Annotated in this window: 17 protein-coding genes and 3 tRNA genes; 11 read left to right on the top strand and 9 right to left on the bottom strand. The window is 57.0% G+C overall.

The window, feature by feature from the left end; translation table 11 throughout:
• Window positions 1-35: 35 nt before the first annotated feature.
• From clpX to AC0KVQ_RS07910, 4 genes are all read right to left on the bottom strand, one after another.
• Window positions 36-1301, bottom strand: a complete 1266-nt coding sequence (gene clpX, locus AC0KVQ_RS07925; RefSeq protein WP_473420606.1) for an ATP-dependent Clp protease ATP-binding subunit ClpX — start codon at window positions 1299-1301, stop codon at window positions 36-38.
• Window positions 1302-1372: 71 nt separating this feature from the next.
• Window positions 1373-1999, bottom strand: a complete 627-nt coding sequence (gene clpP / locus AC0KVQ_RS07920) for an ATP-dependent Clp endopeptidase proteolytic subunit ClpP (protein ID WP_473420605.1) — start codon at window positions 1997-1999, stop codon at window positions 1373-1375.
• Between the two features lie 22 nt (window positions 2000-2021).
• Window positions 2022-3329, bottom strand: a complete 1308-nt coding sequence (tig, locus tag AC0KVQ_RS07915; RefSeq protein ID WP_473420604.1) for a trigger factor — start codon at window positions 3327-3329, stop codon at window positions 2022-2024.
• Between the two features lie 90 nt (window positions 3330-3419).
• A tRNA-Leu gene (locus AC0KVQ_RS07910) sits at window positions 3420-3504 on the bottom strand.
• Window positions 3505-3671: 167 nt separating this feature from the next.
• Between AC0KVQ_RS07910 and AC0KVQ_RS07905 the strand changes: the two genes are divergently transcribed.
• From AC0KVQ_RS07905 to AC0KVQ_RS07860, 10 genes are all read left to right on the top strand, one after another.
• Window positions 3672-3748: transfer RNA gene (locus AC0KVQ_RS07905), tRNA-Val, on the top strand.
• 161 nt (window positions 3749-3909) lie between these two features.
• Complete coding sequence (gene thrS / locus AC0KVQ_RS07900) at window positions 3910-5808, top strand: threonine--tRNA ligase (RefSeq protein WP_473420603.1); 1899 nt, start codon at window positions 3910-3912, stop codon at window positions 5806-5808.
• A 37-nt stretch (window positions 5809-5845) separates the two neighbouring features.
• On the top strand, window positions 5846-6388 hold the full coding sequence (gene infC, locus AC0KVQ_RS07895; protein ID WP_473420602.1) for a translation initiation factor IF-3: 543 nt from the start codon (window positions 5846-5848) through the stop codon (window positions 6386-6388).
• 137 nt (window positions 6389-6525) lie between these two features.
• Complete coding sequence (gene rpmI / locus AC0KVQ_RS07890) at window positions 6526-6723, top strand: 50S ribosomal protein L35 (protein ID WP_473420601.1); 198 nt, start codon at window positions 6526-6528, stop codon at window positions 6721-6723.
• A 17-nt stretch (window positions 6724-6740) separates the two neighbouring features.
• On the top strand, window positions 6741-7097 hold the full coding sequence (gene rplT / locus AC0KVQ_RS07885; RefSeq protein ID WP_473420600.1) for a 50S ribosomal protein L20: 357 nt from the start codon (window positions 6741-6743) through the stop codon (window positions 7095-7097).
• A 78-nt stretch (window positions 7098-7175) separates the two neighbouring features.
• Entirely contained in the window at window positions 7176-8180 is a 1005-nt protein-coding gene (gene pheS / locus AC0KVQ_RS07880; RefSeq protein WP_473420599.1) for a phenylalanine--tRNA ligase subunit alpha, read from the top strand.
• A gap of 15 nt (window positions 8181-8195) precedes the next feature.
• Complete coding sequence (pheT, locus tag AC0KVQ_RS07875; protein ID WP_473420598.1) at window positions 8196-10550, top strand: phenylalanine--tRNA ligase subunit beta; 2355 nt, start codon at window positions 8196-8198, stop codon at window positions 10548-10550.
• A 21-nt stretch (window positions 10551-10571) separates the two neighbouring features.
• Window positions 10572-10889 (top strand): integration host factor subunit alpha, encoded by a 318-nt coding sequence (locus AC0KVQ_RS07870; protein ID WP_473420597.1) that lies wholly within the window; start codon window positions 10572-10574, stop codon window positions 10887-10889.
• On the top strand, window positions 10855-11226 hold the full coding sequence (locus AC0KVQ_RS07865; RefSeq protein WP_473420596.1) for a MerR family transcriptional regulator: 372 nt from the start codon (window positions 10855-10857) through the stop codon (window positions 11224-11226). Before AC0KVQ_RS07870 ends, AC0KVQ_RS07865 begins: the two co-directional genes overlap by 35 nt.
• A 38-nt stretch (window positions 11227-11264) precedes the next feature.
• Window positions 11265-11341 (top strand) — tRNA-Pro (locus AC0KVQ_RS07860).
• Window positions 11342-11506: 165 nt separating this feature from the next.
• Here AC0KVQ_RS07860 and AC0KVQ_RS07855 read toward each other — a convergent pair.
• On the bottom strand, window positions 11507-12670 hold the full coding sequence (locus AC0KVQ_RS07855; protein WP_473420595.1) for a dienelactone hydrolase family protein: 1164 nt from the start codon (window positions 12668-12670) through the stop codon (window positions 11507-11509).
• Window positions 12671-12734: 64 nt separating this feature from the next.
• The gene (locus tag AC0KVQ_RS07850; RefSeq protein ID WP_473420594.1) at window positions 12735-13106 is read right to left on the bottom strand and encodes a hypothetical protein; all 372 of its coding nucleotides are present in this window, start codon (window positions 13104-13106) and stop codon (window positions 12735-12737) included.
• 145 nt (window positions 13107-13251) lie between these two features.
• Between AC0KVQ_RS07850 and AC0KVQ_RS07845 the strand changes: the two genes are divergently transcribed.
• The gene (locus tag AC0KVQ_RS07845) at window positions 13252-13809 is read left to right on the top strand and encodes a hypothetical protein (RefSeq protein WP_473420593.1); all 558 of its coding nucleotides are present in this window, start codon (window positions 13252-13254) and stop codon (window positions 13807-13809) included.
• Window positions 13810-13811: 2 nt separating this feature from the next.
• Here the strand turns inward: AC0KVQ_RS07845 and AC0KVQ_RS07840 are convergent, their stop codons facing one another.
• The 3 genes from AC0KVQ_RS07840 to fdxB all read right to left on the bottom strand — a co-directional run bounded on the left by AC0KVQ_RS07840 (window position 13812) and on the right by fdxB (window position 16647).
• Window positions 13812-14597: a slipin family protein gene (locus AC0KVQ_RS07840; protein WP_473420592.1), complete on the bottom strand. Its 786-nt coding sequence runs from the start codon at window positions 14595-14597 to the stop codon at window positions 13812-13814.
• A gap of 2 nt (window positions 14598-14599) precedes the next feature.
• Window positions 14600-16051, bottom strand: coding sequence for an NfeD family protein (locus AC0KVQ_RS07835; RefSeq protein ID WP_473420591.1), 1452 nt, complete (start codon window positions 16049-16051; stop codon window positions 14600-14602).
• A gap of 314 nt (window positions 16052-16365) precedes the next feature.
• The gene (gene fdxB / locus AC0KVQ_RS07830; RefSeq protein ID WP_473420590.1) at window positions 16366-16647 is read right to left on the bottom strand and encodes a ferredoxin III, nif-specific; all 282 of its coding nucleotides are present in this window, start codon (window positions 16645-16647) and stop codon (window positions 16366-16368) included.
• Window positions 16648-16661: the final 14 nt, after the last annotated feature.

The following is a 16661-nucleotide window of genomic DNA, read 5'->3' as shown; positions in this document are numbered from 1 at the left end:
TTATGTACGGGCGGCCCGTTCCTGTGACAAATAGCTTATGCAGCGGCTTGCTGCTTTGGATCGGCAGGCACGAGTAGTGGCTGCGTTTTGCCGGTAATCACCTCGGCATTGACAACCACCCGTGAGACTCCGTCCATGGCAGGCAATTCGTACATGGTATCCAGCAAAACGCCCTCAAGGATGGAACGCAAGCCCCGCGCACCGGTTTTACGCTCCATGGCCTTGTGTGCCATGGCCGTCAGCGCTGACGGTTCGATTTCCAGCTGCACTTCTTCCATTTCGAACAGCTTCTGGAATTGCTTGACCAGCGCATTCTTGGGCTCGGTCAGAATCGACACCAAGGCAGCCTCATCAAGCTCATCCAGCGTGGCAATCACGGGCAAACGGCCAACGAATTCCGGAATCAAGCCAAACTTGACCAGATCATCCGGTTCAACATCCTGCAACCGCCTAGCCGTTTTTTCGCGGGCTTCTTCGCTGATCACCTGCGCTCCAAAACCGATACCCCCCTTGACCGAGCGGTTGCGGATTATCTTTTCCAGCCCTTCGAATGCACCACCGCAAATAAAAAGAATATTCGTGGTATCAACCTGCGGCATCTCCTGATTGGGATGCTTGCGCCCGCCATGCGGCGGTACCGATGCAACCGTACCTTCGACGATCTTCAGCAAGGCCTGCTGTACACCCTCGCCTGAAACATCGCGCGTAATCGAAGGATTTTCGGATTTGCGTGCAATCTTGTCGATTTCATCGATGAAAACGATGCCGCGCTGGGCCTTTTCCACGTCGTAATCGCATTGCGCCAACAACTTGGCAATGATGTGCTCCACATCCTCGCCAACATAACCCGCCTCAGTCAGCGTCGTGGCATCTGCAATTACAAAAGGCACATCCAGCATCTTGGCCAGCGTTTGCGCCAGATACGTCTTGCCTGAACCAGTTGGACCGATCAGCAGGATATTGGATTTGGACAGCTCGACATCACCAGTCTGCACCTTGCTGGCAAGCCGCTTGTAGTGGTTATAGACCGCCACGGCCAGAATTTTCTTGGCACGATCCTGGCCAATCACGTACTGGTCGAGGTTTTCACGGATTTCAGTCGGCAAAGGCAAATGCTTGCCTTCCGGCGTATGCACTTCACTCACACTGGCCTGGCCAGCTTCTTCGCGAATAATGTCCTGGCACAATGCAATGCATTCATTGCAGATGAATACCTGAGGCCCGGCTATCAGCTTGGTGACTTCATGCTGGCTTTTGCCGCAGAAAGAACAATAGAGAAGTTTGTCGCTTGATTTGGGCATTTTGTGCGATCCCTGTCATCAGGGCAGAGAAAATGAAGGCTGCCGTACAAATACGGCAGCCAGGGAAAACATCAGTGTGCGGCTGCGCGGGTCAGCAACACTTCATCCACGAGGCCATAGGATTTGGCTTCCTCGGCGCTCATGAAATTGTCACGGTCGGTATCACGTTCAAGCGTGCTGATATTCTGGCCGGTATGTTTGGCCAGCAACTCATTCAAGGTTCGCTTGGTTTTGATCAATTCACGCGCGTGAATTTCAATGTCGGAAGCCTGGCCCGCCAAGCCGCCGATCAGCGGCTGATGAATCATGATACGCGAATGCGGCAGCGCAAAGCGTTTGCCCTTGGCGCCGCCTGCCAGCAGGAATGCCCCCATACTGGCAGCCATGCCGACGCACAAGGTCGATACATCTGGCTTGATGAACTGCATCGTGTCATAAATCGCCAGTCCGGCCGTAACCGAACCTCCGGGCGAATTGATGTAGAGGGAGATATCCTTATCCGGGTTTTCCGATTCAAGGAACAGCAACTGCGCTACCACAAGGTTAGCTGTCTGATCATTGACCGGCCCAACCAGGAACACAACCCGCTCCTTGAGCAGGCGTGAATAAATATCGTACGAACGCTCGCCACGCCCACTTTGCTCAACCACCATCGGGATGTAGCCAAGGTTTTGCGGATCGAATTCCTGTTTGGTCATACTTTATCTCCCTGCCGATGCATCAGCCTTGCTGACCCATCAACTCATCGAAGGCTACAGCCTTTTCCACAACCTTGGCCTTGCCCAGAACAAAATCAACCACGCCATCCTCGAGCGCCATCGACTCTACATTAGCCAGGCGCTTCTTGTCGGCGTAGTACCATGCTACGACTTCAGACGGATTTTCGTAGTTTTGTGCCATATCTTCGATCAGCGCCTTAACCTGTTCCGGCTTGGCTTTCAGATCATTGGCATCCACCAGCTCAGCAAGAACCAGGCCAAGATGAACACGGCGCTTGGCTTGTTCTTCAAACATCTCTGCCGGGAACGGCATCTGCTTCGGATCAATGCCACGCGCTTTCATGTCCGACTGAGCATTTTCATGCAGGCGTGCGGTTTCAATGGAAACCAGCGCCTTGGGCAATTCGATCGGGGCAACCTCGACCAATGCATTCAGCACATTTTCCTTTACGCGCGCCTTCAGACGGTTGCGAACTTCACGGGACAGATTTGCCTTGACCTCTTCGCGCATCTTGGCAACATCGCCGCCTTCAATGCCAAGACTCTGGGCAAACTGCTCATCCACTTCCGGAAGTTGTGCTGCAGCGACGTTTTTCAAGGTGATTTCGAACTGGGCAGTTTTACCAGCCACATCCTTGCCGTGGTAATCCGCGGGGAAGCTCACCTCAACCGTACGGGTTTCGCCTTCCTTCATACCGCGAATGCCGGCTTCAAATTCGGGCAACATCTGGCCCTTGCCCAGCAGGAATGCGTAGTTTTCGGCAGTACCACCAGCAAAAGCCACGCCGTCGATCGTACCCTTGAAGTCGATAATCACGCGATCCTCGTCAGCGGCTTCGCGCTCAACGCGGTCATAGCGCGTACGCTGGCGACGCAGGATATCAATAGTCTTGTCGACCTCGGCATCACTAACTTCAAGCAACGGCTTTTCCACTTCGACAGCAGACAGGTCGCCGATCTTCACGTCGGGATAGACCTCGAACGTTGCAGCAAACTGGAAATCAGCATCGGCACCTTCACTCTCTTGCGGTTCGAAACGGGGATAACCGGCCACATTGAGATTCTGCTCTTTTACTGCTTCGCCAAATGCGCGCTCAACCGTTTCGCCCAACACTTCTTCCTGCACGCGGAAACCATAATTCTGTGCAACGATATTGATCGGCGCCTTGCCCGGACGGAAACCGTCAAGCTTGGCAGTCTTGGCTACACGCTTCAGACGAGCATCGACCTGCTTGGCGATTTCTTCACGCGGCACCGAAATGACCAGGCGACGCTGGAGGTTTTCCAGGATTTCCAGTTGTGCTTGCATTACCTGTATTCCTTAATATTTTCTGAGATATGGATTCGACGCCACTTCGTGCCGTCAGCAACATTTGAGCGGATCCAGACTTGTTGCAGCTGGTGCGAGCGGGGAGACTCGAACTCCCACACCTTGCGGCGCTGGAACCTAAATCCAGTGCGTCTACCAATTTCGCCACGCTCGCAAAGCGCGCAACAAGCGCTCCGTTTTGGACCAAGCGCGTGATTATAGATTAAAGCGCACACTCCCACAAACAACACCAGCAGATGGCAAGCCGCGCGCCGCCACACAACTATTCTTCACGCAGGCTTGCAAAATAAAATGGCTTCCGTATAATGCCGGTCTCTCGTTAGGCACGTAGCTCAGCTGGTTAGAGCACCACCTTGACATGGTGGGGGTCGTTGGTTCGAGTCCAATCGTGCCTACCAACGAATACACACAGGATCAGAAACAAATGTTCCGAACTACCACGACTTCCGAAAAACACAGCCGGTAAGTCGTGCATTTGACCTGATCCAGAAAAAAGTGCGGCTAACCCCGCACTTTTTTTTTGCCGTTTTACAACCTCCAAGATAAGCAGGTGACAATCATGCCGGTCGTAACCCTCCCCGATGGCTCCCAACGCAGCTATGACGCCCCCCTGACCGTCGCACAGGTCGCAGCCAGCATCGGCGCTGGCCTGGCGCGCGCAGCGCTTGCAGGCAAGGTGGACGGCAAACCGGTAGACACAAGTTTCCTGATCGATCGCGACATACAACTCGCCATCATCACCGATCGCGACGCAGAGGGCGTGGATATCATCCGCCACTCGACCGCTCACCTGCTGGCACAGGCAGTCAAATCACTCTTCCCGGACGCGCAGGTCACGATCGGCCCAGTGATCGACAACGGCTTCTACTATGATTTTTCGTACAAGCGCCCATTCACCCCGGAAGATCTTGCCGCTATCGAAAAGAAAATGGCCGAACTTGCCAAGGCCGATACACCACTTGAACGCCGGGAGCTGTCGCGCGACGAAGCGGTTGCCTACTTCAAGTCGATCGGGGAAAAATACAAGGCCGAGATCATCGAATCAATTCCTTCGAATGAAGCCTTGTCGCTATACAAGCAAGGTGACTTCACCGATCTTTGCCGCGGCCCGCACGTTCCCTCCACCGGCAAGTTGAAAGTCTTCAAGCTGATGAAGGTTGCCGGCGCCTACTGGCGCGGCGACAGCAAGAACGAAATGCTGCAGCGTGTCTATGGCACCGCCTGGGCCAAGAAAGAAGATCTCGAACAGTACCTGCACATGCTGGAAGAAGCCGAAAAACGCGATCACCGCAAACTCGGCAAGCAGCTGGATCTGTTCCACATGCAGGACGAAGCCCCCGGCATGATCTTCTGGCACCCGAAGGGCTGGAGCCTGTGGCAGTCGATCGAACAATACATGCGTCGCACCCTGACCGCACACAACTACCTGGAAATCCGCACCCCGCAAGTGATGGATCGGGCGCTATGGGAGAAATCCGGTCACTGGGAAAACTACCACGACCTGATGTTCACCACCGAATCGGAAAAGCGCGACTACGCCGTCAAGCCGATGAACTGCCCGGGCCACATCCAGGTTTTCAACAGCGACCTGCGCTCCTATCGCGACCTGCCGCTGCGCTATGCCGAATTTGGCTCCTGTCACCGCAACGAACCGTCTGGCAGCCTGCACGGCATGATGCGCGTACGCGGTTTTACCCAGGACGATGCCCACATTTTCTGTACCGAAGCCCAGGTCCAGGAAGAATCCGCCAGCTTCATCGAGCTGCTGCAAAAGGTATACAAACATTTCGGCTTTGACGACATCATCGTCAAACTTTCCACCCGTCCGGAAAAGCGCGTTGGCTCGGACGAGCAATGGGATCGCGCCGAGGCCGCACTGGCTGCTGCGCTTGCAGCCAAGAGCCTGCCCTACGAAGTTCAGCCTGGCGAAGGCGCCTTCTACGGCCCGAAGATTGAATTCTCGCTGAAGGATTGCCTTGGCCGTGTCTGGCAATGCGGCACATTGCAACTGGACTTCAACCTGCCGGTTCGCCTGGATGCCGAATACGTCGACGAACACAGCACCCGCGTGCATCCGGTAATGCTGCATCGCGCCGTGCTCGGCTCCATGGAGCGCTTTATCGGCATCCTGATCGAGCACCATGCCGGCGCATTCCCGCTTTGGCTCGCACCCGTACAAATGGCGGTGATGAATATCTCCGAACATCAGGCCGATTACGCTACCGAAGTCACGGCACAACTCAAGGCCGCCGGTCTGCGCGCAGTAGCCGACTTGAGAAACGAGAAGATTACCTATAAAATCCGCGAACATAGCTTGCAGCGCCTGCCTTATCAGATCATTGTGGGTGACAAGGAGAAAGCTGCGGGCTTGGTGGCCGTGCGTAGCCGTACCGGAGAAGATCTGGGCCAAATGACTGTAGCCGCGTTGATCGAACGCCTGCAGGCCGACCCGATCTGAGACCGGATGGCAACAGACGCACGGTTTTTGTTTTAACTTGATTTGGAGAACTGCGATAGCTGCCCAGGAAAAAGAGCCGCGGATCAATGGTGAGATTACCGCGCGTGAAATTCGTTTGCAGGGTGCGGAAGGCGAACAACTTGGCATCGTGAGCCTGTATGAGGCATTGCGCCAGGCCGAGGATGCCGAAATGGATCTGGTGGAAATTGCGCCCAATGCGCAACCGCCGGTCTGCCGATTGATGGATTACGGCAAATTCAAGTATCAGAACGCCAAGAAACAGCACGCTGCCAAGCTCAAGCAGAAGCAGATCCAGATCAAGGAAGTAAAGTTCCGCCCCGGAACGGACGAGAACGACTACCAGATCAAGTTGCGCAATGTGATCCGCTTTCTGGAAGATGGCGACAAAGCCAAAATCACGCTGCGCTTCCGTGGCCGTGAAATGGCCCACCAGGATATCGGCATGGCGCAACTTAAACGCATCGAGGCCGATTTGGGAGAACTGGCAGTAGTAGAGCAGTTCCCAAAGCTGGAAGGCCGCCAGATGGTGATGATGCTGGCGCCCAAGAAGAAAGTCTAAAGTTTTACCGGGTGGGCTGCTGCACCCGGCAAGGCCAATCCTTGCGGAATGGCCGGCAGCAGCAAAAAAGCGAGGTGGCGGGCATAAAGACCCTTTGGGGCGCCTGTTGCCGAATCTAACGAAAGAAGGACATCATCATGCCCAAGATGAAATCGAAGAGCGGCGCCAAAAAGCGCTTCATCGTTCAAGGCAGCGGTGGCATCAAGCGCAGCAAAGCGTTTAAGCGCCACATCCTGACCAAGAAAACCACCAAGAACAAGCGCCAACTGCGCGGCACCCAACAAGTGACCGCCTGTGACATGGGTCACGTTCGCGCCATGTTGCCCTACGCATAACATAAAGGAGAGAAAATATGCCTCGCGTTAAACGTGGTGTAACGGCTCGTGCCCGTCACAAAAAGGTTCTGGAACTTGCCAAGGGCTATCGCGGCCGTCGCAAGAACGTCTACCGCATCGCCAAGCAAGCGGTGATGAAGGCAGGTCAATACGCTTACCGTGACCGTCGCCAGAAAAAACGCCAGTTCCGTCAACTCTGGATTGCGCGTATCAACGCAGCTTCCCGTGAGTGCGGATTGGCATACAGCCGCTTCATGAACGGCCTGAAGAAGGCTGGCATTGAAGTGGATCGCAAGGTTCTGGCCGATCTGGCCGTGTTTGACAAGCCGGCATTTGCCAAGTTTGTTGAGCAAGCCAAGGCTAGCCTCGCCTGATCCTCGGCAGTAACTAAAGGGAGGCTATCAGCCTCCCTTTTTTCTTTCTCCACCGAATACTCACTTCCGGCCAAGACCATGACGACTGACAACGTCCAAGCCCTCCTGGAACAAGGGATTGCGCAGCTGAGCGCAACACATGACCCGCAGGAACTCGAAAACGTTAAAGCACACTACGTAGGCAAGCAGGGCCTCATTACGGCACTGCTGAAACAGTTGGCCACGTTGCCACCGGAAGAAAAGAAAACTTTTGGCGCCACCGTCAACCAGACCAAGCAGGCATTCGAAGCCGCCCTGACGGAACGCCGGGAAGCGCTGGCAGCCGAAAAACTGGCAGCCCAGCTGGCAGCCGAGGCGCTGGACATCACCCAGCCCGGACGTGGCCACGGCAAGGGTGGCCTGCATCCGGTGACACTGGTGCAGCAACGCATTGAAACCCTGTTTTCGACACTGGGTTTTGAAGTTGCCGACGGCCCCGAAATCGAAACCGATTTCTACAATTTTGAAGCGCTGAACATCCCCAAGGATCACCCGGCCCGCGCCATGCAGGATACCTTCTATGTAGAAGGTGCCAGTCCGGAGATGCCGCTCGTTCTGCGCACGCACACCTCGCCGATTCAGGCCCGGTTCATGGAATCGCACGAGCCGCCGATCAAGATCATCGCCCCTGGCCGGGTTTATCGCGTCGACTCCGATGCCACCCATTCGCCCATGTTCCACCAGATGGAAGGCCTGTGGGTAGATGAAAATGTCTCGTTTGCCGATCTGAAAAGTGTGCTGATCGATTTCCTGCGCAAGTTCTTCGAACAGGACGACCTGCAGGTGCGCTTCCGCCCCTCCTTCTTTCCGTTCACCGAGCCTTCGGCCGAAATTGACGTACTTGGCGCCCGTGGCTGGCTGGAAGTCGGCGGCTGCGGCATGGTGCACCCCAATGTTCTGAAGAAAGTTGGCATCGACAGCGAAAAATATACCGGCTTTGCCTTTGGCATCGGGCTGGACCGCTTTGCCATGCTGTACTACGGCGTAAACGATCTGCGCCTCTTCTTCGAGAACGATCTCGGTTTCCTGGAACAATTCCGCTAAGAGCAGGAGCCCCTCATGCAATTCTCCGAACAATGGCTGCGCACGTGGGTAAACCCGGCGCTCGAATCAGAACAGCTGGCCCATTTGCTGACCATGGCAGGCCTGGAAGTGGAAGAAAACGATCCTGCTGCCCCAGCATTCAGCAATGTCATCGTGGCCGAGGTACTCTCTCTGCAGAAACACCCGGACGCCGACCGCCTGAACGTCTGTAGCGTCAATGTCGGCGAGGCCGAGCCGTTACAGATTGTCTGCGGCGCCCCCAATGTGGCAGCCGGACAAAAAGTACCGTGCGCACGTATCGGTGCTGTATTGCCCGGCGATTTCGCCATCAAGCAGGCCAAGGTTCGCGGTATCGAATCACGCGGCATGCTCTGCTCTGCCAAGGAGCTTGGCATCAGTGAAGATGCCAGCGGCCTGTTGACCCTGCCGGCGGATGCACCGGTTGGCATGTCGATTCGTGACTATCTGAACCTGGATGACCGCCTGTTCACCCTGAAGCTCACACCCAACCGCACTGATTGCCTGTCGATTCGGGGCATTGCGCGTGAAGTTGCCGCATTGACCGGCGCCGAACTCCATCCGATTGTCATTGATTCCGCAGCGGTTACCCTCAGCGACACACGTACCGTGACGCTGACAGCACCCCAGGCCTGCCCGCGCTACGCCGGCCGCGTCATCAAGCATGTCAATCAGGCGGCTGCGACACCCGAATGGATGAAGCAACGCCTGGAACGCTCCGGTGTGCGCTCGATCTCGGCTATTGTCGACATCACCAACTACGTGCTGCTGGAACTCGGCCAGCCGATGCACGCCTTCGACCTGGGCAAGCTTAACGGTGGCATCAGCGCCCGCTTTGCCCGCAGTGGCGAAACGATCAAGCTGCTCAACGACAAAGAACTCGCGCTTGAGCCAGACATGCTGGTGATTGCGGATGAGGCAGGCCCCGTTGCCCTAGCCGGAATCATGGGTGGCGCAGAATCGAGCGTAGAGGCTGGCTGCACGGAAATTTTCCTGGAATCCGCGTTTTTTGCTCCCGAAGTAATTGCCGGCAAATCGCGTCGGCTTGGCTTTGGCTCGGACAGCTCCTACCGCTTCGAGCGCGGTGTCGATTTCGACAACTGCGTAGTTGCGCTGGAGCGCGCCACCCAACTGGTGCTCGGCATCTGCGGCGGCCAGGCCGGCCCGGTGACCGAAGCCCGTGCAGAATTGCCACTGCGCAAGCCAGTCGCCTTGCGCGTCAGTCGTGTAGCCAAGGTACTCGGCGTCACCCTTTCTGCTGACGAGATCCTGAATCTGCTGCGCCGGCTGGATTTGCCTTGCCAGATCGCTGGTGATGTCATCACCGTCACACCGCCTTCCTTCCGTTTCGACATCGAAATCGAAGAAGACCTGATCGAAGAAGTCGCACGTCTCTACGGCTACGACAACGTGCCGGTGCAACCATCGGCCACGCGCTTGTTCATGCTGCCGCAACCGGGACACAAGCGCTCCAAGCGTACGCTGCGCGACATTCTCGCTGGCCGCGACTACCAGGAAGCCGTGACTTATGCCTTTGTCGAAGAGAAATGGGAAACCGATTTTGCCGGCAACACCACACCGGTCAGATTGATCAACCCGATCGCTTCGCAAATGAGCGTTATGCGCTCTACCCTGCTGGGCGGCCTGATCAACTCGCTTAAGCACAACCAGGCCCGCAAGCACGAACGCATACGTCTGTTCGAGATCGGCCGCGTATTCCATGGCACGACAGCAGACAGCCAGCCGGAAAAGGTTGCCGGATTGGCTTGGGGTGGTCGCTTTGCCGAACAATGGGGCGCAGGCAAGGAAAAAGTGGACTTCTTCGATATCAAAGCTGATGTCGAATCGCTGCTGGCTCCACGCACCGCCGAATTCCGCCGCATCAACCACCCTGCCCTGCATCCGGGCCGCAGCGCTGAAGTCGTGCTCAATGGCAAGGTAATCGGCATGCTGGGCGAACTGCACCCGCAGTGGATTCCTGCCTACGATCTGGCCAGCGCCCCCGTGGTATTCGAACTAGATCTGGCTGCGCTGATGCAGATTGAGGCAGTACGAGCCAAGCCGGTTTCCAAGTTCCAGCCTGTACGACGTGATCTGGCCCTGATCGTTGAAGAATCTCACTCCTGCGATATGTTGCTGCAGGCGTTTGCAAGCCTGAATAACCCGCTCGTGACGGGCATCAAGCTCTTCGATGTCTACCGCGGCAAAGGGGTGCCAGAAGGCAGAAAAAGCCTTGCTTTCAAGGTGTTGTTGCAAGATACTCACAAAACTCTTACTGAAGAGGATGTTGACGCCGCCATTGCCAGCATCATCCGCAAGGCCGAAGCGTGCGGCGCAACATTGAGAGTCTGAATAGTTCGAGACCAATAAAAAATGACACTAACCAAAGCAGACCTCGCCGACATGCTGTTCGACAAGGTAGGCCTCAACAAACGTGAAGCCAAGGACATGGTTGAGGCCTTTTTCGATGAAATCCGCGTAGCACTGGCTGTGGGTGACACAGTCAAACTTTCCGGATTTGGCAACTTCCAGTTGCGTGACAAGCCACAGCGTCCCGGCCGCAATCCGAAAACGGGAGAGGAAATTCCCATCTCGGCGCGCCGTGTGGTGACTTTCCATGCCAGCCAGAAACTGAAGGGAATGGTGGAACTCCACTATGCAAAGCAGCAACAACGTCACGCCAACGACTGAGTTACCGCCGATCCCGGCCAAGCGCTACTTCACCATTGGAGAAGTCAGCGACCTGTGTGGCGTCAAGCCGCATGTCCTGCGCTACTGGGAGCAGGAATTCACGCAACTCAAGCCGGTCAAGCGGCGCGGCAATCGGCGTTACTACCAGCACCACGAAGTGCTGCTGGTGCGCCGCATCCGCTCGCTGCTATACGAACAGGGTTTCACCATCAGTGGCGCCCGCAACCAGTTGGCAACCATCACGGGCGACCCGGTCGTGGTTGAATATCTGGAACAAGCCGACATGAGTGACATCCGGCGCGAACTGGAAGATTTGCTGGACTGGCTGAAAAGCTAGCCAGACATGAAGAGAGTCGTTATAATCCGCTCTCTTTTCGGAGTGTAGCGCAGCCTGGTAGCGCACTTGCATGGGGTGCAAGGGGTCGCGAGTTCGAATCCCGCCACTCCGACCAATAAAATCAAGGGCTTGTAAATCAATGATTTACAAGCCCTTGGTCTTTTCTGCTACCGAATGACTTGATACCCCAACATCGATACGACTTATCGGCCGTTATCTGTATCCGGTCTGCAGATGGCTCTCTTCATGCAATCCATTTGCTCTGCGCTTCTGCAACGCTTCATTTGCGCCCGAACTGTTTGTCCAGCCAAGCAAACGCGGCATCCTGCTGTTCCTGCACAAAGGTATGCCCCAGCGGCCAGAAACGCGTTTCCAGCTTGTCGGCAGCCTGATTGGCCGCCCAGATCTGCTTCATTTTGGCAAAGGCGGCATTGACCGATTCGATCGGGAACAGCGTGTCTTTCTCACCGGCATAGACCAGCATCGGTTTGGGTGCAGCCAGCCCGGCCACATCGGGGTAGTCCAGGTAACGACCAATGCCTGGATGCAGCATCGGGAAGGCAGATTGGCCACGCAGCTGGTTGTTGCCCGGCACCATCAGCCCCTGCATCGTTCCCATCCAGCAGTCTGCAATGGCCGCGGTTACCGCGTCCGATAAGGCCGCGACCTGCCAGGCACGGAAAGCGCCCATCGAGAAACCGACAGCAGCCACTTTCTGCTTGTCGACTTCAGGCAAGCTGGCTAGGAATTCGGAGGCACGCACGTCTTCCTGCGCCACGATCCCGGCATATGAGCTACCGAGGTTGAACAGGTTGCTGGCCAGTGCCTGCTGCGATTCGCGCTGGAAGCCGGGTACGCTGCGATCACCCCAGCCCAGCGCATCGGTTGCAAACACGACATAGCCACGCTTGGCCAGTTCATCGCCAGGGAAGCGGTTGCTGAAAAACTTGCCGGCCCACTCCTGCGCCGATTTCAGTTTTGCCTCATCCCCCCAGGGCTGGATGAACTTCTCCTTGCCGATATCAAACTTGCTGCCGTGATCATGCAACATCAGCGCGGCGGGAAATGGTCCCTTGCCCTTGGGCACCAGCAACAGACCCAGTACCCGGCTTTCGGCAGTCACGTTGAACACGACCTTGCGCGCGATATAGCTGCCCCGGTCAATTTCATCGATGACCTGCGGCGCAAACGGTGAATTTTCCTCACCAGGCAGCATCACCTCGCGCGCCTTGGCCAGTCCTGTCTTGCGCCAGGCCGCTGGATCCTTGTTGTCCGGCTTCCAGCCGAGCGGGAAAGTCATCTTGGCTTTCAGGGCTTCATAGAAAACCGGCAAGCTGTTTTCAGCAGCGGTGAGTCCCTGAGTCTGGTAATCGGCTGCATGGGACATGGCAGTAAGACTCATGAACCCGGTCAAAACGAGACCGGTAACAATTTTATTTTGCATGCAAAATTCTCCTGTAGAGATGGCCATCCGGATTAGCAGATTTCCCTGGTGCTCACTGGCGGCATCAGGAAGGAATGGTCTGGCGGCGCTCCAGATCGGCAGCCATGGACCAGCCCGCTGCTTCCAGCACGGCGATACTGACTGCCGGTGCGATCAACATACCCAGCACCGGAACGAATTTGGTGACTTCCTTGGCCACAATGCGCACCGGCTGCTTCAGCACGGTCTGCCGTACCGAATTGATGGCGAGCGCACGCGCGGCCTCTTCGGTCAGACTGGCACCGAATACCGAAGCCAGACCGATAGCCATGGTTGTCATCGCGACCGTATCGGCTGCAACGCCGGTACCGGGAATCGGGATCAGGTTGCCGGCCCCCGCCAGCACAGCAGCACCATGGATGATTTTCCGGCACCGCGATTTTTGTTCCTTGTTCATATGACCTCCCCTGCTCCATTTCCTATCGCGACCTGCACACATAACCAAGCTTAACCTGAATTTGCCTGTTCCTGCCTGTCTGAGACTGCCTGCTCCCGGCAAAATTCCGTACCTGTCATTACGGAACCCGGCAATGCGAACACACATGAGCGTATCTCTGACCCTGCTGGCCATGGCCCTGGCTGCTTGCAGCGGCCCACCACGCGATCACGGCGATATGCCGGGCGGAAGCGACATACCCCGGGAGAGTGCGCGTAGCATGATCAGTTGCCAATCGGTGACCGCGCCGCTGCAAACCCAGTTGCAGGAAACAGCCATGGCACTGACGCTGACCCCCAGGCAAGTGGTGCTATGGAATAGCTATCAGGAGAGTGTCAGCGCCCTGATGGCAGACCAGATGAAAGCCAGTCTGTATCAGTCGACTGCACGCAGCGCACTGGCGCAAATACAGGCAAGGATCGACACCGCCAGCAACCGGCTCGCGGCGCTGGAACAGATCGCCGACCAGGCACGCATCCTGTATCAGTCGCTCGATGCCAGCCAGCAAAAAATTGCCGACCAACGCCTGGCCGGTACGCTTCCTGCACTGTATACCGGACTGGATTGCCAGAACCGTACGGATGCCGACCGGGAAACCCGGCGTGACACCAGCCCCGGAGGTCGGCCCGGGCCGGGCATGGGGGGTGGCATGGGCCGGTTCTGAAGCTACTTTTGGTCTGCTCCGGCCTGACGTTGCGCACACATCTGTGCCAGGCCCGATGCCAATTCCATCGGCAATGGAAAGACAATGGTCGAGGATTTATCGCCGGCGATATTGGCCAGTGTCTGCATATAGCGCAACTGCATGGCGCCCGGTTCCCTGGCCATGATCTGCGCGGCCTGCATCAGCTTTTCGGCTGCCTGCAGCTCACCTTCGGCATGGATCACTTTGGCGCGGCGCTCGCGTTCGGCCTCAGCCTGCTTGGCGATGGCACGCACCATCGACTCATCCAGATCGACATGCTTGATCTCGACATTGGATACCTTGATGCCCCAGGCATCCGTCTGTGCATCAAGCACTTGCTGAATATCCAGATTCAGCCTTTCGCGCTCTGCCAGCATATCGTCCAGTTCGTGCTTGCCCAATACCGCGCGCAAGGTGGTCTGCGCGAGCTGGCTGGTGGCATCGAAAAAATTTTCCACCTGGATGATGGCCTTGTCAGGCTCGACCACGCGGAAATACAGCACCGCATTCACCTTGACCGATACGTTGTCGCGCGAGATGACATCCTGCGTCGGCACATCCAGCACGATTGTGCGTAAGTCGACTTTCACCATCTGCTGGATCACCGGGATGATGATCACCAAGCCCGGGCCTTTTACCGCCCAGAATCGCCCCAATTGGAACACCACCCCTCGCTGGTATTCGCGCAGGACGCGAATGGATGCGGACAGCAGCATGATCAGCAGGAATGCCAACGCACCGAATCCGAAACTCAGGTCCAAAATCATGATCATTCTCCCTTCTCGATGTCATCGATAACGACAACTTCCAGCAGCAATCCCTTGCGGGCCACAACCTGTACCGACAATCCCGGCCGTAATGGCTGCCGGCTGAGCACACGCCAGTTTTCCCCGTGCAAACGCACCCAGCCCTCCTGTCCCATAGCTTCCACCACTTCGGCACGTTTGCCGATCAGCTCATCTGGACCACCGACTACCGCCCGATGGCGCGATTTAACCGCAGCACCAACCATGAGGCCGATCAGCAATGCGCTGCCCAGTGCAACGGCTCCCACCCATACCGGGGAAATGCCAAAGCCGGGCAGATCGGTCTTGATCAGCATCAGTGCGCCGGCAACAAACGCGGCAATCCCACCGACCCCGAAGATGCCGAAGCTCGGCAGGAAAGCCTCCGTCACCATAAAGCCGATTCCCAGCAGGATCAGCGCCAGACCGGCATAACTGACCGGCAACAACTGCAAACCATAGAGCGCCAGCAACAGGCAGATGATGCCCAGCACACCCGGTGCGCTAAAACCCGGGCTCAGGAGTTCAAAAATGATGCCGTACAGCCCGATTGACATCAGCAGCAAGGCAATGCTGGGGTTGGTAATGACTTCCAGCAGCTGGGTACGCCAATCCGGCGGCACCTCAACCGCCACCGCCTGTTGGGTCTGCAACGTTTTTACGCCATGCAGGACCTTGACCGACAGGCCATCGAGCCGCTGCAACAGGGCCGGTACATCGGCCGCAACGTGATCGATCACCTGTTGCTGCAGCGCATCTTCGGCCGACAGGCTGACGGCCTCTCGTACGGCACGTTCTGCCCATTCGGCATTGCGGCCGCGCAACTGCGCCAGGCCACGGATATAGGCAGCAGCATCATTCACTTGCTTGCGTGTCATGGTGGAGGCCGTGGGCAAATCCGTGGTGTCCGGGTGGCTGGCTTCCTTGCCCGGATCATCCGGGCGACCAACTGGGGCCGAGGGATCGGGTGGCAAACCGCCGACCTGAACCGGCGTGGCCGCACCCAGATTGGTGCCGGGCGCCATGGCGGCAATGTGGCTGGCATACAGGATATAGGTGCCGGCACTGGCCGCCCGTGCGCCCCCCGGCGCAACAAAGCTGGCCACCGGCACCTCGGAAGCCAGAATGGCTTTGATGATGTCGCGCATGGCGGTGTCGAGTCCGCCCGGCGTATCCATCTGCAGGATCACCAGCTGGCTCTGCCTGGCAGAAGCTTGGCTGATGCCGCGCACCACATAATCGGCATTGGCCGGACCGATGGCGCCATTAATGGTCAGAATCGTCACAACACCGGCTGCGGCGGTAGGTTGCGCCATGGCAGCAACGGCGGATAGACCGAGCCAGAATGCAAGCACCAGCCGGCCAAGCAGGCACAGGAAAATCCGGCGCCGGGCACTACCGTTGATGGCGGCAACAGATGATTTCTGGGCAGACATGGGCGACTCCCGGAAATGGCAATATGAGCCTGTTTACAAACAGGACATCGTGCTTCCAGCCTAGTCAGGATGAAGGAAATCAAACCGGATATGGCTCGATCAGAGGGGCAAGCGGTCAAATTCGTGAGCCGTGTGATATCTCGCGCTCTCCCGGCAAGGGGATGATCACGAAAAAAGACCCGCCGATGCTACCCGGATGCAAGCATCCGGACACAGACGGGTCAGACGCGCACAGCAAAAAGCAAATTGCGCGGTGAGCTATCCAGTCAAAGACCGGGGCACCCACAGAAGGAGAAGTTAGAACCTACCCGAAGTCAGGCAGGCAGTGGCGCATGGCTGTAGCAATCCTTCGGGCAGACGCGCGAACAGGCGGCACAGCCGATGCAATCGCCTTCATTGACGATATCCATCACCATGGCGGTGCTGTCGCAATCATCATCGTCATCGGTCATCTGGTATTCAACCAGCGTGAGCACATCGCGCGGGCACGCCTTGAAGCAGCGGCCGCAGCCGATGCAGGCCGCCTTGTTGATGGCGGTAACGAAATCGGGCACCCAATCGGCACCGCCACGGGTTTTTCCAGTCATGAAAGCCATGATAGTTTCCTCTC

It is taken from the genome of Formivibrio sp. oc-25, from assembly GCF_055810895.1.
This window is presented reverse-complemented; position numbering and strand designations above follow the sequence as displayed.